Here is a 14,270-nt window from a genome sequence, read left to right as displayed (position 1 = left end):
CTTAGCTGTTTATAGGTTGATTATTAAATAATGTAGAGAAGTACACGCTTTCCAGATCTGGTTGCATAGTTTCAAATCCGTTTTCGGGAATGGTCTCGGCAAAAACCTGAATCTGTGTTTTCCCCGAAACTAGTCGTGTGGAGATTATATTAAACTGCTCTTTATAAAATTGAAGTTCTTCCTTTGTAATGGTTTTTGTCCAGACATTTCCAGCCAAGGCTTTGGTAAGCTCTATGGGATTGCCTTGTTTTATAATTTTTCCTTCTCCCATAATAGCCATATTTGCACATAAATCGCGAACATCTTCTACAATATGAGTCGATAGAATAACAATCACATTCTCTCCTATCTCGCTTAATAAATTCAAAAATCGGTTACGTTCCTCAGGGTCTAATCCTGCAGTAGGCTCGTCTACAATAATAAGTTGTGGATTACCCAATAACGCTTGAGCTACTCCAAAACGTTGCCGCATACCACCAGAAAATGTATGTACAGCTTTTTTACGATGTTGATATAAGTTTGTTTGTTGTAATAGCGCTTCTACCTGATCTTTACATTCGTTTTTATTAGATATTCCTTTTAAAATAGCAATATGATGAAGTAGATTTTGAGCACTAATCTTAGGATACACTCCAAACTCTTGAGGTAAATACCCTAAATGATTTCTAATTTCCTGAGGGTGGTTAACAATATCTTTGTCATTAAAGGTTATTTTACCCGATGTAGGTTCCTGTAATGAAGCAATTGTTCTCATTAAAGATGATTTTCCTGCTCCATTGGGCCCTAATAGGCCAAACATACCATTGGTAATGGTAAGAGAAACATTATCCAGAGCTCTTACTCCATTAGGATACGTTTTAGATAAATTTTGAATATGTAATCTGTTCATGGTTTGATTAATTAATGATTTCTAATACGAACCTATTCGGAAATGAGATCACTAACCAACTTTTATGACCACTACACTAAAAAAATCGATACAAACATCTATAATAGATACAAAGTAGGATTGATATAAAAAAGAAAGGTGTATATGCAAAAAAAAGTATCGTTCATCAAATTTATTGTCAAGACACTATAACATCTGTATTTTTGTAGATATGATTACATTTCTAAAAAAATATAAAGCTTTTGTAATTGGTTTTTTTGTGGTCTTCTTTACAATACTGTATTTAGAGCATATAGAGTTCATCAAAATTCCAGAAGATAATCATATAGAAGTTATTGTTATTTTTACATTTTGGTGGCTTGTTGCCTCACTTCCTATTTATAAATTCAGGTATTTCAAAAAAAATAAAATTGTAGTATATAAAATACTTGGACTAATACTTTTACTCATAGTAGCCATTACGGTAGATAGTTATTGGAAAATCCCAGATAACCCTATTGTTATATTTCTAATTACATTGTTCTGGTTAGGTGTTTTTTATGTGTTATTTTCTTCATTTTTTAAAAAGTATAAGCTGCTCATTCTAGTAATCTATACCATCGCAATATCCTATTTCTTTTATGTTCGCTTGTTTTCTAAAAACTTAGACACTTATTTAAATGATGAAAAAGATATTGCATTCATTATTCTTACATTACCAATACCCATTCTAATCATGCTTTGGTTATTTGAACAATGGAAATGGCTAAAGACATTAAAAGCAGAAAAAGGGAAAGCCGAGTTGGCTTTATTAAAAAGCCAGGTAAATCCACATTTCTTTTTTAATACATTAAATAATTTATATGGCTTAACAGTCGAAAAATCTGATAGTGCTCCAGAAGTAGTTCTAAAACTATCCGATATGATGCGATATACTATTTATGAAGGTAAACAAGATGTTGTATTATTAAAAGATGAAATCAAATATTTAGAGAACTATATAGAATTACATAAAATACGGTATCAAAAAAAAGTGGTTATAACATTTGATTATACTTATGATAAAGATGATAAGGTTGCACCTTTGTTATTTATCATTTTGCTAGAAAATGCGTTTAAGCATGGCGTAGAACGATTAACAAAAGATGCTTATATTCATATTAATTTAACAACAGAAAACGATACCATTAAATTTTGTATCGAAAATAATTATGAAGAACCAAAAGAAACCGGTCAACATGGGATTGGATTGGATAATTTAAAAGACAGATTAAAACTTATTTATCCTCAAAAACATAAACTACTTATCAAAAAAAATAAAACCATTTACAAAACAACGTTAGAGATAGACACACAATGATACGATATATTATTATAGACGACGAACCTATTGCACATCGTATTATCGAGGGGTATTGCAATAATTTACCGCATTTAGAAAAAGCAGGTAATTGTTATGATGCTTTCGAGGCTATGCAAATGCTTAATAAAGAACAAGTAGATCTTATGTTTTTGGATGTTAATATGCCAAAATTATCGGGTTTTGAGTTCTTAAAAACACTATCTAATCCCCCTAAAATTATTGTTACAACAGCATATAAAGAGTTTGCTATCGAAGGATATGAACTAGATATCACAGATTATTTATTAAAGCCTTTTTCTTTTGAACGGTTTGTAAAAGCTATTAATAAAACGATTAATACTGTTGTAAAAAATAATACAACCACTACGGCACCATCCCCTATTGCAAAACAAAGTCGTTTCTTTATTAAGGGCGATAAAAAATACCACCAAATAGCTACAGAAACAATTTTGTTTATTGAAGCATATGGAAATTATACCAAACTCTACCTTAATGATGATGATATGATTGTGAGCCATGAAAAAATATCATCTTTAGAAGAGCTTTTGTTAAAAGACAATTTTATAAGAGTTCATAAATCTTTTATTGTTGCTATCGATAAAATAAAAACTATCGAAGGAAATAGAATCTTGATCGATACACACAAAATACCTGTAGGTCAAACCTATAAGAGTAGTATATATAAACTCTATAGTTCTAATGGATAGAAATGTATTGTTTTTTTGAAATATGATTAGAGTATAATATGTATTACACTAAAAAACTAATGGTATTTAGTTTTTGCAATTATAAATAAACGCTGGCGGAATATTTTTAATACAAAGTGTTGTGCTTGTGTCTGTAAAATTATTTTTTAAGAACTCTAAATCTTTTTTAGAATATTGATACTGAATTAGGCTTCCGCTATCTTTAAGTATAAATTTTACATCTTCAATTAATTGTTTTTTAAATGTGTGTTCAATATTTGCTAAAGGCAAACAAGACACTACAAAATCCACTTTGTTTTCAGAAAAAATAGTAGCTAAATTAGATACACATGTATTATGTATAGTTAAGCGCTCATCATTTATAGTCTTTAATATAGGTACAAACGAAAGGTTTATTTCAAAGGAATGTAAATAAGAATTCAATCCTATTCTATTTAAAATTTGTTTTGTTATAATTCCATCTCCAGCACCTAACTCAATCACTACCAAATCTTTATTCCTATCCAAAGGTTCAATAAGTTTATTTGCTAATGTTTTAGAACTTCGAAATAAACTCCCTGTTTGTTTTAGGTTTTTTAAAGCAGTAATTGTGAAAAGGTTTGACATGATTTTTTGATTATGATTGATTTTTAATTGATGATGAATGCGCTTCCAAAGATATAAATTGAACATAAAACTAATTCTCCCAATAAAATAGAAGCTATAAATACAGGGATTTTAATTTTAATTGCACCAGATAGATAACAAATTAAATCTGTAGGTACTACCGGTATAAAAGACCAAAGGATAATATATAAATACCCATTTTTGCCCAATAACTTATTCTCTATAACATTAAACTTGGTATTATTTTTTTCAAATATCTTAGAAAAACCTAATGTATTCGAAAAAAAGTAGATTAATAATGATGATGCAAGAATTCCTATTAAAGAAATAATGAGTACCCAAACTAAATTATTAGGAAACAATAACACACCTGCAAAAATTAAAGGTGTACTGGGTAACAAAATGAAACCTCTTATCACATGTATTAGGAAATAAGCCATCCAAGCGTATCTATGAAACTGCCCTACAAAAGAAGCAATTTTTTCTTTTGTAAACAGGGTCGGATAAATAAAATATATCAACAAACACAAGGCAACGAGACCTATCCAGGTATACTTTATTATGTGTTGAAGTTTTGATGACATTTTGGTCGTTTAAAATATGACGAATATGTTCAAAAATAGTTACACATTAAATCGCTTATGTATAAAAAAATCTTATTTCGTGTTGCAAATACAGGTATACTGTAGAGTTCATAAAAAAAAGAAGCCACAAAATGTGGCTTCTTTTTTTATCAAAATAGGTAAGTTCAGGGGTTACTGATTAATTCTTAATCACCTGCTAAGAGCACATAAGAACTCGTTACAGGAGAGATACTATAATCTTTTACATTTTTTATATTCTTTAGGTGCTTATCTGCTTCTTCAAAAGCAGTTTGTAATGCACTTAGGCGTGAGTTTTTACTCACCACAATCGTCTTCGATATTGTATTACCATTAACATATTCAATCGTCATTTTCCATTTTTTCAGAGAATGGACATTTTTATTTTTTGATGTCTTCTCATCAACTTCTTTCTTACGCTCTGTTTTTTCTTTTTTATCAGTAGTAGGCTCTGTTTTAGAAGGAGTTGCATTTCCTATAGATACGCAAAATAGTACTGTTGCAAATAAAAGTTTCATAGTTCGATGATTTGAATTTGTATGCTACGAATATACAAACATATTTTTAATAATCAAATGTTTTTTTAATAAAAATTTATTTGATTAATCAAATGTTATATGTATGTTTGTAATTATGATTAATAAGAAATTAAAAAGGCTCCTTAAAAAAAGTAAAGGAGCCAAAACGGTATACGGTATATCTAAAGCTTTAGGAGTTAGTCCACAGGCAGGAGATTATGTGGTTAAGCGAAAAGATCTGGTAAAAGATTTTGAGCGGCTAAAGAAAATTGCCGATTATATGGGAGTAGAAATAAAAGATATTATTGACTATAAAGAGAACTAATTTCATTTTTTCTCCTCTTCTATATTGGTAAATCCATACTTAAAATTTAATTAAGTATTGAATGCAACGTCTGGTTTAGATATAAAAAATGCCAAATAAGCTCTAAAAAAATAGAGCTTATTTGGCATTTTGTTAGTGATTTTAGAGTTCACTTTAAAATCACATATCTATTATTTCATATACCTATTGCGACTTAATTCTTTTTAGCATTCCTCTTGCATTTTCTCCTACTCCTCCTTTTGGATCCATTTCAATTGCTTTCTCATAATATTCAATTGCTTTTTCTTTGTTTTCTAGTCCCAAATAACTTTCAGCAAGACTATCCCAGGCATTTGCCGAATCTGGAAATAACTGAGTATTAGATTCAAAAATAATTAAAGCTGTTTGTGGATTATTGTTTTGTAAATAATAATACCCCATTGCATTAATTTCACTTTCATTTATCATACCGGTTTGGGTTAATAAAACAAGTTGTTTGTAAATATCATTTTTAGACTCTTGGCTTGTTGTCTTATTTTTCTCTATAACTGTAAGAGTTTTTTCTAAGGGTTCAAAAAATGAATCTTTATATATTACAGCTTGTACTGATGCTAGTTTTTTTGCTTTTTCTAAAGCTTTACTTGCAGATATTTTTATATCAGGTTGCACCCCAACACCTTCCCAATTGGTCTTAGTAACCGGATTTATTGTTCTTGCAAAAGGGATTGCAATCCTAAACCCATTTGGTAGAGAGAAACCTCTGGTTGGGTGTGCTCCCCCTCCCGTAACTTCTCCTATTACAGTGGCTCTACCTCTACTTTGCATAGTGTATGAAAAATCTTCGGCACCAGAAAATGTATAATCACTGGTAAGTATATAAACAGGTACTTTAGGTCTTTTTATCCCTTTCACATCTGCCACCCATAATTCTTCGGTATGATCATTGGCGCGAGAATAAATAGTGTTTAACAATAACTTCTCATTAAAGAAGTAACTCGATAAATAATTTACCGTAGTTGGGCTTCCGCCACCATTTCTTCTCATATCTATAATTATAGCATCTGCAACAAGCATATCATTCATTACCTGATCTATTTTTGCCAAATGTTCCTCAGAACCACCAAAAAAAGCAAGGTCGATATAACCGATATTAGATTTCATAAGTTTAAATCCCCTTAGCATAGGAGGTCTATATCTAGATAAGTTCTGTATGAAAGAAGCTTTTGTATCTTTTTTTGATTGTTCTGGCGGCCTGGGAGATAAAAACCGTAGATGCTTGTCTTTTGTAATTTTTCGTAATTCCCGGGTGAGTGTTTTGGCAAAATCTTTGGGAGATTGATTATCAAAAAAACCTTTTTCCATCAATGCATCCAAATGAGCATTGGTTTCTTTTGCTTTATCTAAGAAGATATAGTTTTTTTCTAATAATTTTTGCGCTTCTTTGATGATTTCATTATTAGATTGAGCAAAAAAAGATGTTGTAATGAAAAGAAATGCGATTACTATTTTACTTTTCTGTAATACTGTTTGTTTCATGAAAGTTGAATTATTAATTATTGGCAAGTGATTTTTACCTAGTGTAAATTAATAAAGAAAAATCCATGAAAAATAGGATGAAATTAACCTCTAGAGCACATTTCTCTATATTCGCCTAAATTCATTGGGTTTGAACCCTGTACAAAGTTTAAAAGTTTTAGAAAAGTGGCTTTGGTCAGAAAAGCCACAGAGGAATGTAATTTCGGTAAGAGGTTTGTTTGTATGTTTTAAAAACAAAATTGCTTTTTCTATTTTAATCCTACGCATATACTCTCCCAATGTACAATTAAAATATTTTGAAAAATACCTAGAAATTGTAACCGGATGTATCTGTACTTTTTCTGATAACTCCTTTAGGGTAATAAATTCATCCCATCTATCGCATAACAACTCTCGAATAGTATCGACCCATATAGGTTTATAATCGGTCATCTTATTATATCCCGAAAATAACGTAAGTAATGACGAATGAATCGAATCTGAAGAAGATGCATCATCGATCTTTAATTCCTTATATATTTTTAATAGTTGAAACTGAACTGCAGTATTTTTAAGAATCGAAGTCCTAAAATCTGAAGTTGGCAATTCATTTTTCATAAAAAAAGAATCATCGATTTCTATATTTAAATTCTCAGACGGAAATGCCGTATGCCTATTACGATGTACCTCTAGCTTATCATACAACACAATACTTCCCGGAAAAATTTGAATATCCTTTCCCTTTCGAGATTCTAAGTTACCGCCTTGCAAAACCAAAGAAAGGTGATATTTTTCATGAGAATGCCAATCTTCTGAAACCGGTTTATGGTATTTCACCATAGAAATATCATAATTTCCAAAAGAAAAATGTTCTGTTGTTGTTCCTAAAAATTCTTTAGTTTTTAATGCAATCATAATGTACCACTAAAAAAAGAATCTTTCTTTCCAAAAGATCAAATTCATGAATTATATAAAAACAAAAATAATGCCATTAAAATAGTTTAAAAAATTACAATTCATATTGGCATTTCTTTAACTGTAGGCATAGTACTTTTTTCCTACATTTAGGAACTTTGATCATTCTATAAATCAATCATTATGAAAACATTAATAACGTTCGTTCTTTTATTGATCCTTTCTTTTTTAGAAAATCCTATTCTAGCTAATTCTTCTTTAAAAGCAGATTTTAAAACTGGTGATCCCGGTATTACTTCTATCAATTCGATGACCTTTGGACCAGAAGGTATTTTGTTTATTGGTGATAGTAAATCTGCACAAATTGTTGCAATAGACCTAAGTACTCATCCAAAAGTTGATAATAGCGCTGTGAAGATTGATTTTCTTGATAAGTTAATTGCCGATATGCTGGGCTCTGCTATCGATCAAATACAAATCACAGATATGGTGGTTAATCCAGAAAATAATAATATTTACCTCTCTGTTCATCATAGTTCGGGTAATGTGATATTGTTTCGTGTAGAGCATAATACATTAAAAAAAGTTTCTCTAGATAATATATCTCATACCAAAACTTCATTAATCGATCCTGTAAATAAAGAAGCGAAGGATAAACGAGGTCGAAAACTTCGTAAGTGGGCAGTTGCAGATATCAAATATACTTCTGGTAAAGTATTGCTTTCTGGTTTAAGTAATAAAGAATTTGCTTCTACTTTTAGATCGGTTGATTTTCCTTTTACAGATAAACAAGATTATGGTTCTTTAGAGATTTATCATGCCGCTCATGGTCAATATGAAACTCATGCTCCTATAAAAGCATTTATCCCCACCAAAATAAAAGGTAGCTCCCATATCATCGCTGGCTATACCTGTACTCCTCTTGTTATTTTTCCTATGAATAACATTAAACCCGGAGAACATAATAAAGGTAGAACCGTTGCAGAATTAGGAAGTGGTAACAGTCCTGTAGATATGGTAGAAATCAAAAATGGTGGACAACGATACTTACTTATAGCCAATAATAACAGACCTCTTATGAAAATGGAATTTACTGACCTTGAGTCCTACAATGGTTCTCTTACTACTCCGGTCGTTAAAAAAGGGGCTGCAGAAGGAGTAAGTTATGTAAACCTGCCTTATGTTAATGTACAACAGTTAGACAAATTTGGAGGCACTGGTTTTCTTATCGTTCAAAGAGAATCTAGTGGAAATCTCACTCTAAAAAAAGGAAATAGCTGGTGGCTCGAGAAATAATAGCCCCGATAAGATTTATATTACTTGTTAGTAAAGTGAAAAATCCTATACTTTTCGTTTTAATAATATTCTTTACTGTTCTGGAGATCTATTCTCAAACATCTCCAGAATTTACTTTTAATAAAGAATATATTACTGTAAAAAAAGATGTAAAAACATCGGGAAATTTATATATCTATAGAGGTGAGATTTCTAAAGACGAGCTTTCTAATGTAAATCCCGTGTTAGGCAAACTGATCGAGGAAAAAACATCGTTACGTTTTACTCCGTTAATACCCTTTGGGTGGAATCAAAAATATACATTAGTATATGGTGATACAGTAGAATATTTTTCGCTTGATATTCCTGAAGAATACAAATATCTTTCTGTAACGTCGATTTACCCTTCAGCAAAAACTCTTCCTTCAAACCTTTTAAAATGGTATATTCATTTCTCTCATCCTATTAATGAAACTCATATTTATGACTACATTCGATTTGTAAATGCTACAGGAGATACGTTACCAAGAGCTGCTTTATCGTTAGAGAATGCGCTCATTAGTGACCATGGAAAACTGCTAACTGTTTGGATAGAACCTGGGCGTCAAAAACGAGATTTAATCCCCAATAGGCAATTAGGTCCGGTTTTTAAAAATGAAAATGCATATAAACTCGTAGTTTTAAAAAAGTTGAAGGACAAAAATGGAATATCCATGCAGGACAATTTTACACACTCATTTCAAATTACTAATGACGATCGTGTAAAACTCGATGTAAACTTATGGAAAATACAGTCCCCAAAAGTAAATTCTAAATCACATGTATTAATTTCATGTCATGAGTCTTTAGATTATGGTAGTACGCAAAACAGTGTTATCGTTGTAAATGTAAAAGGGGAAAAAATTGATGGAAATTGGCAACTTATTAATCATGAATCGACCTTGTCTTTTACACCATTATACCCTTGGAAAAAAGGAAGTTACAATGTTTTATTCGACAATCATATTGAAGATTTGGCAGGAAACAATTTAGACAGGTTATTCGACAGTGAAATTACCGATACGATATCTCACCATTTACCTAAAACGCATAAAATAAAGTTTAGTATTAAATAATTATTCTACATCCCATCTATTTTGTCTAAAACCAATTTTCGATAGGATTTACCAATAGGTAAAGTAGTAGTATTATTAAGTATTAACTGGTTCCCTTCTATTAGTTTTAATTCATTAAAATTAATAACATACGATTTATGAATTCTTATAAAGTCTTCTTTAGGAAGTTTATCAAAAAAATCTGATAACGTATTGGGGGTTAAAATCATAGTATCTGTAAAGATCTTAATATAGTTACCATAAGCTTCTATGTATTGAATATCTTTAAAAAGTACCTTAATTAATTTCTTATCGCTTTTTACAAAAACCGAAGTTATTATCTCTTCTTTTTCTGAAAGGTGTATTCCTACAGTATCTGTTATATTTTTTTTCTGAATTTTTGTAACCGCCTGGATAAAACGTTCTAATGAAAAAGGTTTTAATAAATAATCAGTTACCGACAATTCAAATCCTTCAATAGCGTACTCCGGATACGCAGTTGTAATAATCACATCTGGTCGTTTCTGCATTGTTTTTAACAAACTTAAACCTGATAGTTTTGGCATATTAATATCTAAAAAAAGAATATCGGCAGATTGATTTTGAAGAATTTTCATAACCTCAAAAGCATCTTTGCAAGATGCTAATACTTCTAAATTAGGGATTTGCTCAATATAATTTTCTAATATCTGACGAGCAATAGGCTCATCATCGGCAATAATGCATTTTAAAATCTCCATTTATAGTTTTAAGGTTAATTGAACTTCGAACTCTTCTTCTTTTTTATTAATATTTAAGGTATGTCTGTCTGGATGTATCAGCGTCAATCGTTTTTTTGCATTTTGCAAACCAATACCACTTTTCCCTTTTTCAAGATCAGATTCATTATGACTTTTATAATCAGCTGTGTTTACACAACTAAACCATAATTCGTTTTCGATTATCTGAATAGTAATCACTACTCTACTCTCTCCTTTTTTAGATACTCCCAAATGTTTAAAAGCATTTTCTACAAACACAATCAGAAGCATTGGAGCAATATTTAAAGTACTCATTTCGCCAGAAGTACTTAACACTATCTCTGTTTTATCTTCTAAGCGTATGCGTTCTAAAGACACATAATTTTGTAAATATTGAATTTCCTTTTGCAAAGGCACTAATTGTTCTTTGGTATCATATAAGCTATATCGTAGTAAGTCTGAAAGTTTTAACATTAAATCTGGTAATTTATCAGAATTCACAACAGATAAACCGTATAAGTTATTTAATGTATTAAACAGAAAGTGTGGATTTAACTGTGCTTTTAATAGTTTTAGTTCTGCATCTTTTATTTCTTGCCTACGAGTAAAACTATCTTTTGCAATCTTTATCGCAGAGCTAAACAATAAGGCCAAAACCATTACAGAAAAAAGATTGTACAACATCGACCATTCGAATTTCTGAAACTGTTTACTCATAAAAAAGACAGCAATACTACTAAACAAAAAAGCATTTAGACAAAAAAGTCCAATTCCCAAAAGTTTATTTTTCCTGTTAAATAGTGGTAGTATTTTTAGGTTGTTTATATACACAGGGACAATAAGATATAATGTAACCCATACAGCAGTAAGAAGTCTGTTTTCTGACTGAATTGACATTGCAAGAATTAATGTAGTAAAAAGCCATACTACAAGATTCTGCACAAAACGGTTATCGATCCATTGATCTAATTTGGACATATTTTTTCTTTAAATGTTCTCAAAAATACTAGAAAATGCTTCTAAAACACAGATATTAATGATCAAAGGAGTTCTTTTGATTGTAAACATCTTCAATATGCTGATGAAGGGAACAAACACACCTTTTGTACTATTGATCATTAAATCCTGCACATTGATCATTCTTTCTTTTTAATGTATTGACTTACCCTCACTTTTGAAGTGTTAATTCAAAAATCAATCAACATGGAATCAATCGTAAACTTATGCCTTCTTATTGTACTATTTATTATTAGCATGATAAAAACTTTTGTTGCAATCTAAAAAGGTGAATCATAAAAAATATATCAAAACCACTAAAACGATAATAAAATGAAACTAGATATACAAAACGTATCCAAAAAATACAACAGCAATAAATATGGTCTAAAAGAATATACCTTAAATATCGAGAATGGTATTTTGGGATTACTTGGTCCTAATGGTGCAGGAAAATCTACACTATTAAAAATGATCGCAACGATTAGTAAACCATCAAATGGAAGTATTTTATTAAACAAGAACAATGTTGTAAAAGATCCAAATTATATGCGAAAACAATTAGGATATCTACCTCAAGATTTTGGTGTATATCCCAACTTGAATGCTTATGAATTCTTAGAATACATGGCCGCACTAAAAGGTATTGGAGGAACACAATTAAAACAAAGAATCGCATTTCTTCTAGAAGGATTAAACTTAACCGAAGTAGCCAAAAAACCTATAGGTAATTATTCTGGCGGAATGAAACAACGTATCGGGATTGCCCAGGCATTACTTAATCATCCAAAAATATTATTATTTGATGAACCAACCGTTGGTTTGGATCCAGAAGAACGTGTACGTTTTCGCAATCTAATTTCAGAATTAGCCAATGATTGTATTGTTATTTTATCCTCGCACATTGTTTCTGATATTGATACCATAGCCGATCAGGTTGCTATAATGAAAGAAGGTCAGCTATTATGCCAGGGAAATCAAAAAACTATAATCGACACCGTAAAAAATAGAGTATTTGAAATAACAATGAACAAAGAGGAAGTATCTAACTTCAAAAATCATCATATTATATTAAATACTATTCGTAAAAAAGAGGCCGTTATCGTACGATACATCTCTGACACCTTAATAGAATCAGCAACACCATGTGAAGCAACCTTAGAGGATGCTTATCTGTATACTACTAAAAAATAATACAATCGACTTATGAAAAATTTTATAACGATAATAAAATCAGATTATTTACAACGTACTCGTAGCTACGCTTTTTTGATTACACTATGCATTAGTCTTGCTGTAGCATATTCATTTATCCCAGCTCCGGGTGCTAGTTATTCTACTATTCGAATCGGAGATTACCTAGGTTTTTATAACTCCTCCTGGATAGGTTATGTAACAGCACTTATGACCAGTATCTTTCTTTCTTTAATTGGTTTTTACCTGGTTAACGGAACAATCAAAAATGATATCAATAGCAAAGTAGGCCAGATCATAGCTACTACAAGAGTTTCTAATTTTGGATACCTACTATCTAAAACAATTAGTAATTTTTTAGTCTTATGTACTATAGCGTTTATTATATTTATAATGAGCATTATATTATTCTTTTTATACAATGACGGATTTTCTTTTGAAATACTTCAATTTATCACTCCATACAGTCTCATTGTCATTCCATCGTTGTTTTTTATTTCTGTACTGGCAGTACTATTTGAAGTTTTTTTGATTCAAAAATCTATACTTCAGAATGTTCTCTTTTTCTTTCTTTTTTCGATAATGGCCCTTTATGATCCTACCGATACATCAAGGAATTTTTATTTGGATGCATTTGGCACTAAGATAATCACATCTCAAATGGAAGAAACAGTAAGAAACACTGCAACTCATGAAGATTTAGGTGGATTAAACATTGGATTCGTATTAGGGAATGTATCTGAAGCTAATCATTTTCTTTTTGATGGAGTAGATTTTCCCATAGGTTATATTTTAAGTCGTATAGGGTGGATCATTTTCGGAATTCTTTTACTTGGCCTTGCCTCTCTGTTTTTTCATAGGTTTAAAGTTAAAGAACGTTTTCAATCAAAAAATAAGAAAGCACTCTTACAAACCAAAATTGATAATGATATTGATATTTCCAAGCTTCCAAAAGTTTCTCTCTCATTTAAAATATTGCCTCTTATAAAAACTGAATTTGTATTACTTGTACGAAGTGGGCATAAATGGTTATGGATATTAAATATTGCAGGTATGTTAGCATTATGTTTTGCTCCTCTATCTATTGCTCATCAAATGATATTGCCCATACTCTGGTTCTTACAAGTAAGCAGATGGTCTTCATTGGTAACCAAAGAGCGAATATTTAGTACACACTTCTTTACTTTTGCTTCATATCAACCTCTTAAAAGGCTCTTGTTGTCTCAAGTACTATCTGGGATTCTATTGGCTCTTTTACTTGCTTTACCACTACTATTAAGGTATATGATACAGCTTGATGTTATGCATATTACTTCTATTATATTAGGTGGGGTTTTTATTGTTTCGCTCGCTGTTCTAACTGGGATTTTGACCAAAGGAAAGAAATTGTTTGAAATTTTATTCTTTATGATCACCTATGCCAATATTAATGCAATACCATTTACAGACTATTTTGGCGGCTTACATCACCAATACAGCTATCTCGCTGGCATTGCTATTCTGGTAGTAATATCCCTAACCATTAGCTATAGTATTAGAAATATTGAGTTGAAAAGAATATAAATACAATCAA

At 30.6% G+C, this 14,270-nt stretch carries 15 protein-coding genes; 7 read left to right on the top strand and 8 right to left on the bottom strand.

Going from position 1 to position 14,270, the window contains the following annotated elements:
- Window position 1: 1 nt before the first annotated feature.
- On the bottom strand, window positions 2-889 hold the full coding sequence (locus Z053_RS0104465; RefSeq protein WP_025663839.1) for an ABC transporter ATP-binding protein: 888 nt from the start codon (window positions 887-889) through the stop codon (window positions 2-4).
- A 211-nt stretch (window positions 890-1,100) separates the two neighbouring features.
- Here Z053_RS0104465 and Z053_RS0104460 point away from each other — a divergent pair, with 211 nt between their 5' ends.
- Both Z053_RS0104460 and Z053_RS0104455 read left to right on the top strand, forming a co-directional pair.
- Window positions 1,101-2,228 carry a sensor histidine kinase gene (locus Z053_RS0104460; protein ID WP_025663838.1) on the top strand — a complete coding sequence of 376 codons (1,128 nt, stop codon included), beginning with the start codon at window positions 1,101-1,103 and terminating at the stop codon, window positions 2,226-2,228.
- Window positions 2,225-2,938 carry a LytR/AlgR family response regulator transcription factor gene (locus tag Z053_RS0104455; RefSeq protein WP_025663837.1) on the top strand — a complete coding sequence of 238 codons (714 nt, stop codon included), beginning with the start codon at window positions 2,225-2,227 and terminating at the stop codon, window positions 2,936-2,938. Before Z053_RS0104460 ends, Z053_RS0104455 begins: the two co-directional genes overlap by 4 nt.
- A gap of 66 nt (window positions 2,939-3,004) precedes the next feature.
- On the opposite strand, the gene Z053_RS0104450 is transcribed toward Z053_RS0104455, so the two are convergent.
- The 3 genes from Z053_RS0104450 to Z053_RS0104440 form a co-directional block, all read right to left on the bottom strand.
- Window positions 3,005-3,610 (bottom strand): class I SAM-dependent methyltransferase, encoded by a 606-nt coding sequence (locus Z053_RS0104450; protein ID WP_025663836.1) that lies wholly within the window; start codon window positions 3,608-3,610, stop codon window positions 3,005-3,007.
- The gene (locus tag Z053_RS0104445; protein ID WP_025663835.1) at window positions 3,568-4,128 is read right to left on the bottom strand and encodes a TVP38/TMEM64 family protein; all 561 of its coding nucleotides are present in this window, start codon (window positions 4,126-4,128) and stop codon (window positions 3,568-3,570) included. The genes Z053_RS0104450 and Z053_RS0104445 overlap by 43 nt, the downstream gene beginning before the upstream one ends.
- 185 nt (window positions 4,129-4,313) lie before the next feature.
- Window positions 4,314-4,664 carry a hypothetical protein gene (locus Z053_RS0104440; RefSeq protein WP_025663834.1) on the bottom strand — a complete coding sequence of 117 codons (351 nt, stop codon included), beginning with the start codon at window positions 4,662-4,664 and terminating at the stop codon, window positions 4,314-4,316.
- Between the two features lie 103 nt (window positions 4,665-4,767).
- Here Z053_RS0104440 and Z053_RS0104435 point away from each other — a divergent pair, with 103 nt between their 5' ends.
- Entirely contained in the window at window positions 4,768-4,989 is a 222-nt protein-coding gene (locus Z053_RS0104435; protein WP_025663833.1) for a hypothetical protein, read from the top strand.
- A gap of 183 nt (window positions 4,990-5,172) precedes the next feature.
- Here the strand turns inward: Z053_RS0104435 and Z053_RS29815 are convergent, their stop codons facing one another.
- Window positions 5,173-6,504, bottom strand: a complete 1,332-nt coding sequence (locus tag Z053_RS29815) for a S41 family peptidase (RefSeq protein WP_025663832.1) — start codon at window positions 6,502-6,504, stop codon at window positions 5,173-5,175.
- 105 nt (window positions 6,505-6,609) lie between these two features.
- Complete coding sequence (locus Z053_RS0104425; RefSeq protein ID WP_025663831.1) at window positions 6,610-7,398, bottom strand: helix-turn-helix domain-containing protein; 789 nt, start codon at window positions 7,396-7,398, stop codon at window positions 6,610-6,612.
- Window positions 7,399-7,581: 183 nt separating this feature from the next.
- Between Z053_RS0104425 and Z053_RS0104420 the strand changes: the two genes are divergently transcribed.
- A complete protein-coding gene (locus Z053_RS0104420; protein WP_025663830.1) occupies window positions 7,582-8,694 on the top strand; it encodes a hypothetical protein in 1,113 nt (370 codons plus the stop codon).
- A 35-nt stretch (window positions 8,695-8,729) separates the two neighbouring features.
- Window positions 8,730-9,788: an Ig-like domain-containing protein gene (locus tag Z053_RS0104415; protein ID WP_152538254.1), complete on the top strand. Its 1,059-nt coding sequence runs from the start codon at window positions 8,730-8,732 to the stop codon at window positions 9,786-9,788.
- A 5-nt stretch (window positions 9,789-9,793) separates the two neighbouring features.
- Here the strand turns inward: Z053_RS0104415 and Z053_RS0104410 are convergent, their stop codons facing one another.
- Both Z053_RS0104410 and Z053_RS0104405 read right to left on the bottom strand, forming a co-directional pair.
- On the bottom strand, window positions 9,794-10,507 hold the full coding sequence (locus Z053_RS0104410) for a LytR/AlgR family response regulator transcription factor (protein ID WP_025663828.1): 714 nt from the start codon (window positions 10,505-10,507) through the stop codon (window positions 9,794-9,796).
- Complete coding sequence (locus tag Z053_RS0104405) at window positions 10,508-11,485, bottom strand: sensor histidine kinase (protein WP_025663827.1); 978 nt, start codon at window positions 11,483-11,485, stop codon at window positions 10,508-10,510.
- A gap of 351 nt (window positions 11,486-11,836) precedes the next feature.
- Here Z053_RS0104405 and Z053_RS0104400 point away from each other — a divergent pair, with 351 nt between their 5' ends.
- Window positions 11,837-12,697: an ABC transporter ATP-binding protein gene (locus Z053_RS0104400; RefSeq protein WP_025663826.1), complete on the top strand. Its 861-nt coding sequence runs from the start codon at window positions 11,837-11,839 to the stop codon at window positions 12,695-12,697.
- Between the two features lie 12 nt (window positions 12,698-12,709).
- Complete coding sequence (locus Z053_RS0104395) at window positions 12,710-14,260, top strand: hypothetical protein (protein WP_025663825.1); 1,551 nt, start codon at window positions 12,710-12,712, stop codon at window positions 14,258-14,260.
- Window positions 14,261-14,270: the final 10 nt, after the last annotated feature.

It is taken from the genome of Aquimarina megaterium XH134 (assembly GCF_000520975.1).
Lineage (GTDB): Bacteria > Bacteroidota > Bacteroidia > Flavobacteriales > Flavobacteriaceae > Aquimarina > Aquimarina megaterium.
The sequence above is the reverse complement of the archived record's forward strand: the minus strand, read 5'-3'. Positions and strand labels throughout refer to the sequence as shown.